Genomic DNA, 16194 nt, shown 5'->3' on the forward strand with positions numbered 1-16194 from the left:
TATTAAGATTCCCTATTTTGCTATTAAATTTTTCATTTGCACCCCTCTGAATTCAAGATTATAGCAGCTTCGGCTGGCAGCGGCAAAACATTTGCAGTTACTAAAGCCTATCTGAAGCTTATCCTAACCGCCTCCAATCCCGATGCCTTTAAGCACATTCTAGCTATAACATTTACAAATAAGGCCGTTGGAGAAATGAAGGAGCGCATTATTGATACTTTACAAGCGTTTGCATTAGATGACCCCTCCAGAGATCAACACCCAATGTTAGAAATGCTTATGGAAGAGACTGGGTTGACCCATGACAATATTCAACAAAAATCCAGGAAGCTACTAACGCACATGCTTCACAATTATGGCGGGTTCGAGGTGTCTACTATTGACAGTTTTATTCATCGCCTGATAAGAACATTTGCCATTGATCTTGAGCTGCCACAGAACTTTGAAGTAGAACTCAAAGAGGACGAAATACTGTCCAAAACAGTTGACACCTTAATCTCAGAATTAGATGTCAATAATGCATTAACCCCAATATTAGTGGCATTTGCACTTGAAAAAAGTGATGAAGACAAAAGTTTTGATATTAGTTATGATCTCTTGAAGATATCTAAGCTTCTTATTTCAGAAAATGATCATGCGCACTTAGAACATCTAAACCAAAAGTCTCTTGAAGATTTTAAAGCCTGGAAACAAATTTTAGATACAAAACACCAATTACTACAAACCCAGATTGTAAAGGAAGCAGATACTGTATTAAAATTGTTGACCAATGAAAATATTAGCCACAAAGATTTATCGTCTGGCCTGGGCAATTTCTTCCTAAAACTTTCAAAAAAAGAGGACGATGTTGCACTTGACAAAGTTTGGCAACATAAATTACTTGAAGATCTAGAAATCTATCCCAAACGCCTTACGGATGACCAAAAGTCTCAAATTGATGCCATTCAACCCAAGCTCAAGTCTAGTTATTTAAGAATTAAAGATCTTTTAATTTCCTTCTGGTTCAATAAGGCACTCGTTAAACACCTCACACCACTATCAATTTTAAAGGAATTGCGAAATACGCTAAACGCACTAAAAATTGAAGAAAAAAAACTACTCATTTCAGAATTCAATACTCTCATAAAAAAGGAGATTCAGGATCAACCCATGCCCTATATTTTTGAGCGCTTAGGTGAGAAAATAAGCCACTATTTCATAGACGAGTTTCAAGATACTTCCACCTTGCAATGGCATAATTTGATTCCCTTAATAGACAACGCCTTATCAATTGAAAATACCACGGCAACAATAGTTGGGGATGCCAAACAAGCCATTTATCGCTGGCGAGGTGGGGATGCTTCTCAGTTCACGGCACTTAGCGGTGGACATAAGACTCCCTTTATAAAAGAAGCATCTTCCATTACACTAGCACAAAACTTCAGGAGTTGTCAAACCATTGTGGAGTTTAACAACGCGTTTTTTAAACACGTTCGTCAAATAAGTCTTAGCAATCCAATTCACCAAAGCATTTTTGAAAGCGCACAGCAAATACCCAATAATAAAGATGATGGTTTTGTAAGAATTGAATTGTTCTCTGAGGATCAGGAAACGTCCTTAGACGATCAATACGGTAATGCGGTTATTAATGCGATTACAGACTGCCTCGAGCGCGGTTACGCATATAAAGATATCTGCATTCTAGTTAGAAAGCGGAAACATGGCGTTGAGATTTCTAAAAAACTAAGCGAACACTCCATTCCAATCACTTCATCTGAAACCCTTCTAATTAAAAATTCAAAAAAAGTACAGTTTGTTTTAAATATTTTACGTCTTAGTATTAACCCCCAAGATCATTTATTAAAGGCCGATTGGTTATATGACCTAAGTGAATTACTGAATATCCCAAACAAGCATGAATTTATTAGCAGGCATTTAAATCATTCTATAGAAGTCATTCTATCAGACCATTTTGATAATTTCAGCTCAACCCTTATATCATTAAATAACGGACTTCCCTTGTATGAACTGGTAGAATTACTTATTCAAAACTTAGGTTTTTATAGAGACGCTGATTCGCACCTCCAATTTTTTCTGGATGAGATTTTGGAACATTCATATAAACGTGGTGGAGACATTCCAAGCTTTCTGGAGTACTTTGATGAGAATCAGGAAAAACTGAGCATATCTGTACCCGAAGACCGTAATGCAGTTTCAATTATGACCATCCATAAATCAAAAGGTCTCGAATTTCCAATAGTATTATTCCCTTATGCAGATACACATATTTACGAAGATCGTAATCCGCAGTTGTGGATTCCAATAAATCCTACTAAAAATGCTGGTTTTCAAGAGGCTTTGCTAACTGCAAACTTAAAAATGGAGTATTTCGGAGAAGAAATTCATCAGCTATATCAGGACTATAAAAGTGACCTAGAACTGGATCATATTAACTTACTTTATGTGGCCTTAACCAGGCCAAAGAATGAACTTTATATTTTTTGCAAAAACAGTCACAAAAAGGGACTTTCAAATACCAGTTACTTTCATGGTTTATTTATCTCTTATTTACAAGACCTGGATTTATGGCACCAAGATCAATCAGTTTACAGTTTTGGTGCACCTTTAAGGGAAGTAACATCTTTGCTAAAAGACCAGGAGGAACAATTGCAATTTGTAGCCACTTCAAGATTAAGAAATCAATTTAGGATAGTCACTAAATCAGGCCTATTATGGGATTCCTCACAAGGACAAGCCATTGAAAAAGGAAATATTATTCACAGACTATTATCTTTAATAAAAACAAAATCGGATATTCCTTTTGCAACGGCTCAGTTAAAAGAAGAAGGTGTTATAGTAAAATCAGATCTTAATTCCTACGAAACCCTAGTTGAAGAACTTATCTCTAATGAAACAATTGCGCCTTACTTTGATGAAGGCTATAACATCTACAATGAACGGGATTTAATTGCTCCAGGAGGAGAGATTCTTCGTCCAGACCGCTTGTGTATTTCACCAAGCCAAGAGGCGGTAATAATTGATTACAAAACAGGTGCACCTCAATCCTCGCATCAAGCTCAACTTTCTAAATATCAGTCGGTTTTAAATGATATGGGCTTCAAAAAAATTGCTGGTTATTTAGTTTATATCAATCAGGATATTAATGTGATAAAAGTCTGAGCAAAGGAACTTATCTTTGTAAGTCTAAAAAAACAACGATCATGTACGGAAATATAAAATCGCATCTGCAATCTGAAATCGAATCTATAAAAGAAGCTGGGTTATTTAAAGAAGAACGCATCATCACCTCACCACAAGGAGCGGAAATTACGCTGAACACAGGGAAAAAAGTGCTCAATTTTTGCGCTAACAACTATCTTGGTTTGTCCTCACATCCAGAGGTGGTCGCTGCAGCAAAATCCACATTAGACTCCCACGGTTTTGGCATGTCCTCAGTACGATTTATTTGTGGCACTCAGGATATTCATAAAGAATTAGAACAGAAAATTGCTGATTTCTTCGGAACAGAAGACACCATTTTATACGCGGCCGCTTTTGATGCCAATGGTGGGGTTTTTGAACCATTATTAACAAAAGAAGATGCTATTATTTCCGATTCCCTAAATCACGCATCCATAATTGATGGGGTTCGTCTTTGTAAAGCAGCTCGGTATCGCTATCAAAACGGTGACATGCATGACCTTGAGGAACAACTTAAAGCAGCAAATGCTAATGGTGCAAGATTCAAGATCATTGTTACTGACGGAGTCTTTTCAATGGACGGTCTTGTGGCCCCTCTTGATGCGATTTGCGATTTAGCGGACAAGTATGATGCTATGGTCATGATTGATGAGTGCCATGCCTCTGGTTTCATTGGTGAAACTGGAATTGGAACCCTTGAAGCCAAAGGAGTTCTAGGTAGGATCGACATTATTACCGGGACGCTAGGAAAAGCCTTGGGGGGTGCCATGGGTGGTTTTACAACGGCTAAAAAAGAAATAATTGAAATACTAAGACAGCGTTCAAGACCCTATTTGTTTTCCAATTCGCTTGCCCCAGCTATAGTTGGTGCTTCGTTAAAGGTATTTGACATGTTATCCTCCAACACAGAATTGAGAGACCGCTTAGAAGCCAATACGAATTATTTTAAGTCCAAGATGAAAGCCGCAGGATTTGATATTGTAGATGGTGATTCTGCCATAGTGCCGGTAATGCTGTATGATGCTAAATTATCACAGACAATGGCAAATATGCTGTTGGAAGAAGGTATCTATGTGATTGGGTTTTTCTATCCAGTAGTCCCCAAAGATAAAGCACGAATTAGAGTCCAACTTTCATCGGCTCATTCAAAGGAACATTTGGACCGTGCCATCAACGCTTTTATCAAGGTTGGAAAAACACTAAAAATTATTTAAAATCTTCACAAAAGCCTTTGAATAGCTGGTTGTTTCAATATTTTTTTATATTTGTCTTTGTTAATACTTTTTAACAATATACTTTTGCTAACAATTAACACTTAAAATTAAATTATTTAGAATATGAAAAATCTTAGCAGGTTATTATTTATGGTGTTGCTTATTGCAAGCTTCAGCAGTATTAATGCCCAGGATAAGAACAATCCATGGGTCATTTCTATAGGTGTCAATGCTGTTGATCCATATCCAGTTGGGGAAGATGAGCCTCAGGGGCCATTTTTTGACGAGTTTTTTAACGCTTCAGACCACTGGAATTTTTTCCCAATGTTATCCACAATAGAAGTTGCAAGATACTTGGATGATGGATTTTCTTTCCGTGTACGTGGTTCGTTAAATAGCATCGATAAATTTGGAAGTTTCCGCACTCCAGAAGGAGATGTTGTAAATCGTATTGAAGATCTTACATACTTCGCAGTAGATGGGACAGTAACTTACAGCTTTATGGAACTTATCGGTTCTGAGCGTTGGGATCCTTACCTAGGTGTTGGTGGGGGTTATACCTGGTTAGATGGTAGAGGTGCTGGTACGCTTAACGGAGCTGTTGGACTTAACTTCTGGATATCAGAGTTAATTGCACTTGAGTGGAGAACACAATACAAGCACGCATTTGAAACTGACAATATTCCAAGACACTTCCAACATTCTTTAGGTATTGGCTTTAAGTTTGGTGGAAAAGATACTGATGATGATGGTATATACGACCATGAAGATGCTTGTCCAGACGTTCCTGGTTTAGCTGAGTTCAATGGTTGTCCTGATTCTGATGGTGACGGTATCGAGGATGCTAAAGATGATTGTCCAAACGAAGCTGGTTTAGCTGAGTTTAACGGTTGTCCTGATTCTGACGGTGACGGTGTAATGGATAAAGACGATAAGTGTCCAACTGAAGCTGGATTAAGAGAACTTCAAGGATGTCCTGATTCTGACGGCGATGGTATTGCTGACGGTGATGATCAGTGTCCAAACGAAGTTGGTCCTGCTGAAAATAACGGTTGTCCTTGGCCAGATAGAGATGGTGATGGTATCCTAGATAAAGATGACGAGTGTCCAGATACTCCTGGTACTGCACTTATGAATGGATGTCCAGAATTATCTGAAGCAGTAAGAGCTTCTTTAAGAGACTACGCAAGTAAAGTACAATTTGCCACTGGTAAGTCTGTATTAACTGAAGAGTCTTTAAGAGTATTAGACAATGTTAAAGCTATTATGGACGAGTATCCAAAAGCTAAGTTCCACATTGAAGGTCACACTGACAGTACTGGTAGCGAGCAAATCAATGAAAGAATTTCTGAAGAAAGAGCTCGTGCCGTAAAAGATTATCTTGTAGCTGCAGGTATTGATGAATTCAGATTATCTTCTAAAGGTTATGGTGAATCTAACCCGATTGCCGATAACAAGACCAGAGAAGGTAGAAAACAAAATAGAAGAACTGAAATTAAAGTTGTAAACCCAGAAGACTAGTCTTTAGTTACAGCACACAATTAAATATTAAAAACGCCTTGGGTATTTCTCAAGGCGTTTTTATTTTAGGCATATGGAGAGTTTCATTGATCAGGTCACTAAAGACATCATTACCAAAAATTATGAGTTAGATCAATGCTTATTTATAGTACCCTCAAGAAGAGCATCTGTATTCCTGAGACGTTCGCTCTCAAAGATCATTTCTAAGCCTGTTATAAGTCCTGAGATTCTTTCGATTGAAGAATTTGTATCCTCCATAAGCGGCCTAAATTCTATTGCCAAGGTGGCGCTTATATTTCAGTTCTATTCTGTATACAAGGATCTAACGCCTGAAGATGAAAGACAGTCACTGGAACAGTTTATGAGCTGGGCGCCTATGATTATTCAGGACTTTAATGAAATCGATAGATTTCTGGTCGAACCAAGTGCTGTGTTTGACTATCTCAAAGCCATAAAAGATATCGACCATTGGTCTGTTGCTTCAGAACAATCTCCGCTCATAAAAAACCATTTAAAGTTTTGGGGGCGCCTTAAAACTTACTATCACCATCTTAATGAACGACTGGATTCTCAGGGACTGGCTTACCAAGGCATGGCCTATAGATCAGCAGTAGATCAGCTGGAATTGTACATTTCAAACAATTCTGAGAAACGCCATATCTTTTTAGGCTTTAATGCTCTTAACAAAGCAGAATCATTAATCATTCAGGAATTACTTCAAGATAATTTAGCCGATATCTACTGGGATACCGATATAACGTTCCATAACAATACTGATCATTCTGCAGGAAGATTTACCAGGATTTTCAAAAACGATTGGCCTTATTACAGACATCATGATTTTAATTGGCTTGAGAATAACTACAAAACGAATAAACACATTCAAGTCATAGGAATTCCAAAACAAGTAGGGCAAGCCAAATACGTTGGTCAGCTACTTAATAGTATTTACAAAGAAAATCCAGACTTATCTAACACTGCGGTTATTCTTGGGGATGAAAGTCTCCTAATGCCAATAATCAGTTCCATTCCAAAAGAAATTCCTAATATAAACATTACCATGGGCCTGCCATTAAAGCAGGTTCCATTGGCTTCATTATTTGAACTGCTATTTAGAATCCACAAGAAACAATCCAGAGGTTTCTATTATAAGGATGTAATCTCCTTACTGCTACATGAGACAATCAAAAGTCTCACAGATACCCAACATCTAATTGAGACGATCCAGAAGCAAAATAAAGTATATACCTCGCTCAACTGGTTATTGGATGCCCACGATGGAGATCCAGAAATAATCCGACTGCTGTTCCATAATTGGAATCAAAGTGCAGAAGATGCATTGCATTCCTGTAAGGCCTTAATTTTCATTCTTAAAGAACACTACCAATCAAACACCGAAGTCCACCAAATTAATTTGGAATATCTATTCAGGTTTAATTCTCTATTCAATTCCATTCAAGAACTAAATCAGGGCCAAAGGCATATGACTAGTCTCGAATCTTTGTACCTAATTTACAAGGAGCTACTCAGTTCTGAATCTTTGGATTTTCAAGGGGAACCACTTCAAGGGCTTCAGATAATGGGTATGTTAGAATCCCGGGTACTGGATTTTGAAACCATTATTATAACATCGGTGAATGAAGGAATTTTGCCTGCGGGTAAGACACAAAACTCAATGATTCCATATGACCTTAAATTGCAATATGGCTTACCGACCTATAAGGAGAAAGACGCGGTTTATACCCATCATTTTTACCGCCTATTACAACGGGCCAAAAAGGTCTACTTGATTTATAACACCGAAGTAGATGCGCTTAAAGGTGGAGAAAAAAGCCGATTCATCAGTCAATTGGAAGCTGAGAACATCCATAAAATCCATCACAAAGTACTAAGCCCTGAGGTCAGAGTTGAGGCTGAAATATTGAAAGCTATTCCTAAGACCAATGAGGTTATTGATAAGATATACCATGTGGGTTCATCAGGATTTTCCCCATCGGCTTTAACCAAGTATATCAGAAATCCTATTGACTACTATTACCAGTATGTACTCTCATTAAAAGAACTGGATACCGTTGAAGAGCATTTGGCAGCCAACACGCTTGGAACTATAATTCACGAAATACTCGAAGTCTTATATACACCCTTTAAAGGCCTTTTTCTATCATCAGATATACTAAAAGAGGCGGCGAGAAATGCGAATGCTCTCGTTAAACGCTTTTTCATAAAACACTATGGGGAAGGCAATTTTAATACTGGAAAGAATCTCATTTCCTTTGAGGTTGCCAAGCGTTATATTCAGAATTTTCTTGAGCTGGAACAACAAGAATTATTAAGTGGGCGGCGTATTAAAATACTAGAACTAGAACACAAGGCAGCGGTTCCGTTACAAATTAAAGGGCTACGTCAGGAAGTCTGCATAAAAGGAACTGTAGATCGTATCGATGAGGTTGATGGTGAACTTCGTATCATTGATTATAAATCAGGGCGAGTCAATGCAAGTGAACTCAGGCTTTATGATTGGTCAGAACTGATTACGGATTATGCGCGAAGCAAGGCATTTCAGTTACTGTGCTATGCTTATATTTATTGGAAATCTACAGGTAAGCTTCCTACCTTCGCCGGAATCATTTCCTTTAAAAATCTGGGTGGTGGTGTTCTCCACTTTGGTACCAAACTGTCAAAAAACAGTAGAACCGTGGAACAAGTCATCACACCAGAGACCATGGCTACTTTCGAAGAGTTAGTATCTGAGTTAATTTTGGAAATACTGGATTTAAACAACCTATTCCAGGAAAAGGAACTTTTATGATCAAGGCCAGTACTAACATAGTATTACAGCGACACGATAAAAAACCCATACTTATCGACTGCTATATCAATACCGAAAAGGAGGCACAACCACTTATAGTATTTTGCCATGGCTATAAAGGCTACAAAGATTGGGGAGCTTGGTCCTTGATGGCAATTGAGTTTGCTAAAGCAGGCTTTGCCTTTGTTAAGTTTAATTTCTCTCACAATGGAGGCACCATCGAGCAACCCATTGACTTTCCGGATCTTGAAGCATTTGGGCAAAACAACTATTCAAAAGAACTGGATGATTTAGGAGATTTGATTGATTGGACTGTTGGCAGATATAAGGATGATGCTAATGTTAATACCAATAGGATTATCCTCATTGGCCATAGTCGCGGCGGTGGTATTGTGCTCCTTAAAGCAGCAGAAGATCCAAGAATAACTGAGGTGATAACCCTTGCTGGTGTTAGCGATTACAAAGTGCGTTTCCCTAAAGGAGAAGCATTTATCAAATGGAATAAAGATGGAGTCTATTTTATTAAAAACGGTCGCACCCTTCAGGACATGCCGCATTACTTCCAATATTATGAGGATTTTGTGGCTAATGAAGAGCGCCTGAGTATTTCCAAAGCGGCAATGTCTATAAAGTGCCCTTATTTAATTGTTCATGGCACGGCAGATGAAGCGGTAAAACATGAAGAAGCTGAACGTTTACATAGCTGGTGTAGACACAGTCAATTACTCTGGTTTGAAGGAGCCAATCATGTTTTTGGGATGAAACAACCTTGGAAAGAACCTCAACTCCCTAAGGAAATGGTCTTAGTTCTTGAGGCTTGTTACAGGTTCTTAAGTTGAAATTCATATTTAAGGCCTATACTTTGATCATTAAGCTTGTTATACGTGATATGAGCATTTACCAATAATAACTCTCATAGTAATTCAAATTCTATTCCGACTTGATTATAAGCTTCTTTCCAGCCATTTGGTCTTTTACTATTTAGCCCAGCTTTATTTAGTCTAATATTTTCATCTTTACTTATGAAACAACATGCATAGTTAGATAATATAAACTCTACTGCTTCTGTCTTTGAAAAATCATTGTCAATTAATTTCTTTCTCATAGTGCTTACAGTAAAAGCATGTTCAAAATGAGTATCCTTATCCTTACCATATTTGACTGCCCTAAATTTATTCCAAGCAGCTCCTCTTAATTCTTCACGTGAATATTTATGTAAAACCTCTTTAGATGCGTAATTAGCTCCTAACACCTTGTCCAATCCTCATATAGCATAATTCAGGCAATCACTTGATTTCTTCATATTTTCAGCTCCATAAATTTTAGCTTGTTTCTTGTAAGCTTCGAAAACGTAGTAAATAAATTCTGCCTGTGCCTGTGCTTTCATAGTGTTTTTTGTCCTATATCAATAAATAAAATGAGATTGTTGTATCTCTAATCCTTATAAAAATATAAGTTTTAACCCCAAATTGGATGCGATTACAGATGTTATATTCGAAAACATCACTTTGTAAATTAATCACTTTCAGCCCTTATAATTTCTTCAAATAGTTCTTTAGGCTCTTTCCTTTGTGTGAGGTTGTTTAATTGATTGTATGACGAATAATTGCGTTTGCCTACCATCACTTTGGCATCACCAGTAAGCCTTTTACTTATAAGATTCTGTTCTGCTATTCTACTTTCCAATACTACGATATTCATCACCTTTTGGAATTGTTCAACAGTTAATTGCGGAATCCCGTATGCTTTAATTAAATCAGAATAATATTTTGTGAATTGCATAAAACAAAACTATCAAGTAAATTATGAGGTTGTTGCTCACGTATGTAGTTTCTACGTAGTTTCTACGTAGTTCTACGTAGTTTATTAGTAGGAATAAACCATACATTTATAATGCAATTTATGGGTTTCTTAAATGGAAATTCCTTATCAAATTATTTATCATAAAAACCAAACTAATGAAAATCAAATCAATTTTAATCCTTGCACTTTTATTACTTACAGTTACCTATTGCTCGAACCCAATGAACAATAAGTTAAATACAGAAGACTTTGATGCTATTAAAGAAAGTATAAACACAGATAATCAATTAAGTGACATGAAAAAAAAATATGTCATCGATAATCTATCAATGATTTTAGGTTTTGCAGAACTAGGAAAAGCTATGAATGTCGATGATTCCAAAATCCTAACATTTGGTGAGCAAATTGAAGATTTAAAAGCAGACTATGACTCGATTCGATCGTCTAAAATTGAAATAAAAGAGAATAATAAGTTGCTTGATGATTTTATAAAGCTTGTTGATGTAGATATGGTATCTATAGATAAATACAATGGTTATTTGAATATGACGCTAGACTTTAATAACAAATTTGACAAAGAAGTTCTATACATCGTTATGGAATACAAATATGTCAATAAATACGATACCAAATTCTTTAGTGAAAAATCTAAATTGACTGATAAGGTTGCCAAAGGTTTTAATGGAGAGGTTGAAATATCAACTCAAGAAAAATATAATTCTGTAGCTCGTTTTCTATATTCTGAAGTTCCTATCCGTGCTGAAAAATCATTAAGAGATGAACTTGGCGATGAAGTTGCTAACGAAAAAGTAAAAAAAGAATTCTTGATGGAAGGGCTTAAAGTTTCTACTTTAGGAGTTGTTTTTAATGATAAAACAGAGTTAATGCATAAAAATGCTGATTGGGAGTATTTAGAAAACTAAAATCATTATTAATGGGACTGTTTAGCAAAAAATTAGAACTATCAACGTCGGACTTTACAAAGATAAATTCAATTCTACCTGCTGAATTGCAAAAAAGCAGTTATCAAGTGGAGGACTTTAAAAGCGAACGAATGCACGTTAGGCTTGAAACTCTCATTGAAACTCTTGACAAGCAACTAAGTAGCGCTATAAAGAATATTGCAGCCTATAAAAAGAAATCTAGCGACATAACTGAGTCTAAAATGTTACTATTTAATACTGATATTCGTGAAGCTGAGTTACTTGGATTTGTGGATCATGGAGAGATTGTAAAGTTTACGACGGCCTCATCAGGAAATAGATATGAAAACGGTGTGATTGGAGCTGCTATTGAAGGCTCTCTTGATAAGATCTGGCGTGAGTCTGGGAGTCAATACGACGGTATACAAAGAGCCAAGGCGACTCTGCTAAAAAAGGCAAAGGCGCTTTATCCAAAATGTACTGCTGTTTACAATTTTGAATTAGATATGCAAGCCATGGGCTCGACGGGCGATGTCTTTGTTTACGTTAGGGGGATGGCCTGCGAGAAAGAAAATAAGGCAATGAGCTTAATTAAAACTCAGACTGAAAATCAAGCTAAAACATTAGAGGAAAACAAAGATAGCCTTAAAGCTAAGTTACTAATGCTTCAAAAAAGCAGGTCTGATATTCCGAAAAGCGTTAAACAGTTAGAGGAGTTTTTATACAATAATTAAATAAAAAAATAATGAACAAAGGAGGATTCTCATGGAAACGAGCATCAGGAATTTCAAAGACTAAAGCAAATATTTAAACATCAAAAATTCTTAATTATGAAAATTAAACTTTTCTATTTAACTCTTTTTATTTTCAGCTTAGTGCAGTCTCAAGAGAAAGTTGAATTACCATTAACAGGTATATTTCCTCTAAAAAAGGTTAAAGTTAAAAAGGGGGCATCTCAAACTGAATATAATATAAAAGGAACGATTAGAATTGATAAAATTGTAAAAGTTGAGGTCGATTCTGATGAAATACCCCCTGTCGAAATTGATCTTCAATTACTTTTAAATGACTTTGACTCAGAATATACCCAGAAGAATGAATCTTTGGGAGGAGATGCATTCAAATACACTTTAAGGGGTCATAGTAATGATGGTAAATCAACAATTCATTTATCTGTTATTTCTATGAGTGGAATCGTAACTGGCAACTTAATGACAATGACCTTTAAAGATGGTAAGTCCGTATCAATTACATATTCTTATCAAAAACTACCTTAATCGATATTAAATGAGCTTGTTTCGAAAGAAAATAGAGATTTCAAAATCTGATATGGTAAAGTTTAATATAATTTAAACACTAACAAAAATGAAATTAAAGTTACTGATAGCGATATTGCTATTTTGCGGAATTAAATCCTACGCATCTGGATTTAAAACGTTTGTTCCGAAAGAAGATGGATACTTTCCTGTCGAGATAAAAGTTGAGAAAAAATCAATAAATAATATCTGTAAGTTTCTTGGTTACAATCCAGAGCAATTTTACACTTACAATGATTTTGATTTAAAAGATAGCAAAGTCTTTATCGTGATTTTCAAATCATTTTCAGATAAAATCATTTGTGTTTTAACAGAAGATACTGTTGAATCAATTGAACAAAAAGATGTTAGCAATTATCTTGTAAACTTTAATTTAAAAGATGATTTCGACTCATATGATGTTGAAAGCACTCTTGAGGACGGCGTAAAAAACAAATCACTTTCGAATGATTTTATAGGCGAAGTATTTAATAACCAAATATCTGAAAATGATTCTTTCGTTGCGGTAGAATTTGGCTACGAATTGAACTTTAAAAATGGTGTCCTTACTTCTTACAATTCATCTGACGGACTGAATAAATGGGCGAAAAGTTGGAAAAATGAAATGCCAGAACGCTATCGAGAATATTACAATGAAGCATCTCGACACCAAACTGACGAAACGGACATTCTAAAAGAATTGAATGCTCAAGCTGACGCATTTGCAAATACGCCATACGGTGTTATGAATGAATACATCAAATTTCACACTAACGAAAGCGGAATTGTTAATTATAAAATGCTGTTGGTAGCTCATTATAATCAAACAATTAAACTAGACGAATTTAAACTTATAAATAAAGGCAGATACGAATTATCTAATGAGTTCAACGACCAAGACAACTACAAAAGGACAACGTATCGAGTGAATAAAGGACTTTATTCTTTTGACGAGAAAGGTGATTTGATAAATTCTTATACATCGAATTAAATAAACTATGCCCAACAATGTCTATTAAGTTTATTATTACTTGGATACTTTTATCTTCTCAAGTTTTGATTTCGCAGAACATAATTGGGAAGGTGGTAGGAATTACAGATGGCGATACCTTTAAACTTTTAGAAAAAGACTCGATCCTCCATAAGGTCCGAGTTGCAAACATAGATTGCCCAGAAAGAGGACAGCCTTTCTCAAACAGAGCAAAACAGTTTACCTCAGATGCTATATTTTCAAAGGATATTAAAATAGAAGTTCTAAATACGGATAGATATGGAAGGCTTATCGCTTTTGCCATCTATGATGACGGATTAAACCTTAGTGAAGAATTAGTAAGAAATGGCTACGCCTGGAATTACGACAAGTATTCTGACGATAAGATTCTAATTAAACTTCAAGAAGATTCTCGGAATAAAAAAATAGGATTGTGGTCAGAACCAAATCCAATTCCACCTTGGGAATGGCGAAAATCAAAGAGAAAATGAGTAGAAAAACCTTCTGTAGAGTTATGAAAAGTTCTTATTTCCTAAAATTTATTTTAGTTTTTACAGGTTTGACCCTTCAGTCACAAAACCATACAGTTGTAACAAGAGATATTAATGCTCTCAATCAAATCGAGAACTCAGGCAGAGAGTACGTATGTAGCATAAAAAGCGGCAAATCAGTTGAACTTATCGAGTTTTCATCAAATTATTGGAAGGTAAAGTATAAAAAATGTATTGGGTTTATAGAATCAACTTTTCTAGAAACTACACCATACATGCAAACCTTTTATGATGAGTACTCAGAGTCTATGAAACTTGAAGCAAAGAGAGTTCAGGACTCCATAGATAGGGCGGAAAAGAATAAAGAGTTAGCATATCAAAGAAAATTAGACAGTATAGCTAATCGTCAAAAGGAGTTAAGGTTACAGAAACAGATGGCTGAATTCCAGGCAAGGAAGACTAAAGATAGTTTAAGAAGGGTTAATGACAGTTTGAAATTTGTGGAGAGACGGTCGAAATGTCATTTCAAAACCAATGAGATAGATGAGTTTACTGGAGCAAAAAGGGTTTTAACTGAATACTATTCAATACAGAAATTAAAGTATGGTCTCGATATTGTAAGTATTCAATTGGGAAAGTATGGAAACAAATATGTTCGTTTTTATCTGAGAAGCGATTTAGGTTGTGCCAGCCCTTATGATCCTTCATATGTTGCAGTTAAATTGGAAAACAATGATATTTTGACTTTTTACCATAAAGGGGATGTTGAATGTGAAGGTGTTTTCATTTTGTTAGCGTACTTATCAAATAGTGATATTAATCGTTTGAAAAAATCACCTATAAAAACTATTAGGTTTTCTGGCACTGAGGGATATCAAGATGAAAGGTCATTCTATTATCCAGAGTTGTTTATTGAAAAACTATCATGCATTAAATAATAGAAACAATTAGAACAAAAAAGTACTCTTATTCCATCTAATCGTTACAAATGTGTTACAAAGACGAAAAAAGCACCTACAATTTTTTTGTAAGTGCCTGATTATTAAAGTGGAGAAGAGCGGACTCGAACCGCCGACCTCTTGACTGCCAGTCAAGCGCTCTAGCCAGCTGAGCTACATCCCCAAGGGCCACAAATGTAATATATATCCCTAAATCTAGAAAGGAATTGCCTATTTAAGACCACGAAGCACTAAAACAGGCATGGACCGGGCATGAAATTCTTTTTTAAGAATAGAATCCCCTTCCCAAAGTTTGCTAAAGAAACCACGTTTTCTGCGCACTACACATAATAAATCCGGGTCATAGGACTGGTAACGTTCAAGGACCCCCTGAAAGGTAGTTGGATTAATGGATTCTTCTTGTTTGGTCACTAAGGTTTTGAGTTCGTCCGGCACATCAAAATCCCCTTTATTAAAAAATGGGGTCTTTACCAGTAGTAGATTAACTATGGATCTAAACTGATTCTTAATTTCTATTAGTGGTTTAAATACACCTTCTCTCTTGACAATAGCCGATTTCATGGCTACTAAAATTGATACTATTGGCTTGAAGACATAGCCTTCCGGTACAATGAGCGCCGGAATTTGGGTGCGTTTAATAATGCGTCCGGAATCCTTTCCTAAATACACCTCATCTTTAACTGAATTGGTACGTGGTTCCAAAATAATAAGATCAATTTCTAAAGTCTCGCAAACACTTTCCAAAATATCTACTACATCTCCTTTAAATGTCTTTACTTCAATATCCACACCGCGGGTGTCGACAGAAGCCACGTGCTCCCTCAAGAACTCCATAGACTTTCTAATGATTAAATCATCAACTTTTATAAAGGTACCCGCTTTAGTGTAAACGTTATATATTTGAACCAGATAAATTTTGGCACCAAATACCTTAGCAAAGTCCACGGCATATTTTAGGTGACTCCTCGCGTTAACTGAAGTTCCAACAGGGACAAGAATATTTTTCAT

Annotated in this window: 14 protein-coding genes and 1 tRNA gene; 11 read left to right on the forward strand and 4 right to left on the reverse strand. The window is 36.0% G+C overall.

All coding sequences use genetic code 11. From position 1 onward, the window contains the following. The first annotated feature begins 36 nt into the window (after positions 1-36). From DN064_RS00470 to DN064_RS00490, 5 genes are all read left to right on the forward strand, one after another. Positions 37-3159, forward strand: a complete 3123-nt coding sequence (locus DN064_RS00470) for a UvrD-helicase domain-containing protein (protein ID WP_115460650.1) — start codon at positions 37-39, stop codon at positions 3157-3159. A 41-nt stretch (positions 3160-3200) separates the two neighbouring features. Next, complete coding sequence (kbl, locus tag DN064_RS00475; protein WP_115460651.1) at positions 3201-4394, forward strand: glycine C-acetyltransferase; 1194 nt, start codon at positions 3201-3203, stop codon at positions 4392-4394. A gap of 123 nt (positions 4395-4517) precedes the next feature. After that, on the forward strand, positions 4518-5915 hold the full coding sequence (locus DN064_RS00480) for an OmpA family protein (RefSeq protein ID WP_115460652.1): 1398 nt from the start codon (positions 4518-4520) through the stop codon (positions 5913-5915). 73 nt (positions 5916-5988) lie between these two features. Next, complete coding sequence (locus DN064_RS00485) at positions 5989-8724, forward strand: PD-(D/E)XK nuclease family protein (RefSeq protein WP_115460653.1); 2736 nt, start codon at positions 5989-5991, stop codon at positions 8722-8724. Beyond that, the gene (locus DN064_RS00490; protein WP_198659382.1) at positions 8721-9563 is read left to right on the forward strand and encodes an alpha/beta hydrolase family protein; all 843 of its coding nucleotides are present in this window, start codon (positions 8721-8723) and stop codon (positions 9561-9563) included. Before DN064_RS00485 ends, DN064_RS00490 begins: the two co-directional genes overlap by 4 nt. Positions 9564-9637: 74 nt before the next feature. On the opposite strand, the gene DN064_RS00495 is transcribed toward DN064_RS00490, so the two are convergent. Together DN064_RS00495 and DN064_RS00500 are read right to left on the reverse strand one after the other, a co-directional pair. After that, positions 9638-9985 (reverse strand): hypothetical protein, encoded by a 348-nt coding sequence (locus DN064_RS00495; protein ID WP_115460654.1) that lies wholly within the window; start codon positions 9983-9985, stop codon positions 9638-9640. A gap of 254 nt (positions 9986-10239) precedes the next feature. Then, complete coding sequence (locus DN064_RS00500; RefSeq protein WP_115460655.1) at positions 10240-10506, reverse strand: hypothetical protein; 267 nt, start codon at positions 10504-10506, stop codon at positions 10240-10242. Positions 10507-10682: 176 nt separating this feature from the next. Here DN064_RS00500 and DN064_RS00505 point away from each other — a divergent pair, with 176 nt between their 5' ends. The 6 genes from DN064_RS00505 to DN064_RS00530 all read left to right on the forward strand — a co-directional run bounded on the left by DN064_RS00505 (position 10683) and on the right by DN064_RS00530 (position 15165). After that, a complete protein-coding gene (locus DN064_RS00505) occupies positions 10683-11450 on the forward strand; it encodes a hypothetical protein (RefSeq protein WP_157962187.1) in 768 nt (255 codons plus the stop codon). Between the two features lie 11 nt (positions 11451-11461). Continuing rightward, positions 11462-12184, forward strand: a complete 723-nt coding sequence (locus DN064_RS00510; protein ID WP_157962188.1) for a hypothetical protein — start codon at positions 11462-11464, stop codon at positions 12182-12184. Between the two features lie 96 nt (positions 12185-12280). After that, positions 12281-12727 (forward strand): hypothetical protein, encoded by a 447-nt coding sequence (locus tag DN064_RS00515; protein ID WP_115460658.1) that lies wholly within the window; start codon positions 12281-12283, stop codon positions 12725-12727. An 88-nt stretch (positions 12728-12815) separates the two neighbouring features. Then, entirely contained in the window at positions 12816-13736 is a 921-nt protein-coding gene (locus DN064_RS00520; protein WP_115460659.1) for a hypothetical protein, read from the forward strand. 17 nt (positions 13737-13753) lie between these two features. Next, on the forward strand, positions 13754-14227 hold the full coding sequence (locus DN064_RS00525) for a thermonuclease family protein (RefSeq protein ID WP_115460660.1): 474 nt from the start codon (positions 13754-13756) through the stop codon (positions 14225-14227). Continuing rightward, positions 14224-15165 carry an SH3 domain-containing protein gene (locus DN064_RS00530; RefSeq protein ID WP_157962189.1) on the forward strand — a complete coding sequence of 314 codons (942 nt, stop codon included), beginning with the start codon at positions 14224-14226 and terminating at the stop codon, positions 15163-15165. Before DN064_RS00525 ends, DN064_RS00530 begins: the two co-directional genes overlap by 4 nt. Before the next feature lie 110 nt (positions 15166-15275). Here DN064_RS00530 and DN064_RS00535 read toward each other — a convergent pair. Together DN064_RS00535 and DN064_RS00540 are read right to left on the reverse strand one after the other, a co-directional pair. Then, positions 15276-15349: transfer RNA gene (locus DN064_RS00535), tRNA-Ala, on the reverse strand. A gap of 47 nt (positions 15350-15396) precedes the next feature. Next, positions 15397-16194, reverse strand: coding sequence for a universal stress protein (locus DN064_RS00540; protein WP_115460662.1), 798 nt, complete (start codon positions 16192-16194; stop codon positions 15397-15399).

It is taken from the genome of Winogradskyella aurantiaca, assembly GCF_003362725.1.
Classification (GTDB): Bacteria; Bacteroidota; Bacteroidia; order Flavobacteriales; family Flavobacteriaceae; genus Winogradskyella_A; species Winogradskyella_A aurantiaca.

What these genes read in the sequence shown, in the direction of transcription:
- kbl (WP_115460651.1), top strand. Translation starts at nt 3,201, where the DNA reads ATGTACGGAAATATAAAATCGCATCTGCAATCTGAAATCGAATCTATA.
- DN064_RS00480 (WP_115460652.1), top strand. Translation starts at nt 4,518, where the DNA reads ATGAAAAATCTTAGCAGGTTATTATTTATGGTGTTGCTTATTGCAAGC.
- DN064_RS00485 (WP_115460653.1), top strand. Translation starts at nt 5,989, where the DNA reads ATGGAGAGTTTCATTGATCAGGTCACTAAAGACATCATTACCAAAAAT.
- DN064_RS00490 (WP_198659382.1), top strand. Translation starts at nt 8,721, where the DNA reads ATGATCAAGGCCAGTACTAACATAGTATTACAGCGACACGATAAAAAA.
- DN064_RS00500 (WP_115460655.1), bottom strand. Translation starts at nt 10,506, where the DNA reads ATGCAATTCACAAAATATTATTCTGATTTAATTAAAGCATACGGGATT.
- DN064_RS00505 (WP_157962187.1), top strand. Translation starts at nt 10,683, where the DNA reads ATGAAAATCAAATCAATTTTAATCCTTGCACTTTTATTACTTACAGTT.
- DN064_RS00510 (WP_157962188.1), top strand. Translation starts at nt 11,462, where the DNA reads ATGGGACTGTTTAGCAAAAAATTAGAACTATCAACGTCGGACTTTACA.
- DN064_RS00515 (WP_115460658.1), top strand. Translation starts at nt 12,281, where the DNA reads ATGAAAATTAAACTTTTCTATTTAACTCTTTTTATTTTCAGCTTAGTG.
- DN064_RS00520 (WP_115460659.1), top strand. Translation starts at nt 12,816, where the DNA reads ATGAAATTAAAGTTACTGATAGCGATATTGCTATTTTGCGGAATTAAA.
- DN064_RS00525 (WP_115460660.1), top strand. Translation starts at nt 13,754, where the DNA reads ATGTCTATTAAGTTTATTATTACTTGGATACTTTTATCTTCTCAAGTT.
- DN064_RS00530 (WP_157962189.1), top strand. Translation starts at nt 14,224, where the DNA reads ATGAGTAGAAAAACCTTCTGTAGAGTTATGAAAAGTTCTTATTTCCTA.
- DN064_RS00540 (WP_115460662.1), bottom strand. Translation starts at nt 16,194, where the DNA reads ATGAAAAATATTCTTGTCCCTGTTGGAACTTCAGTTAACGCGAGGAGT.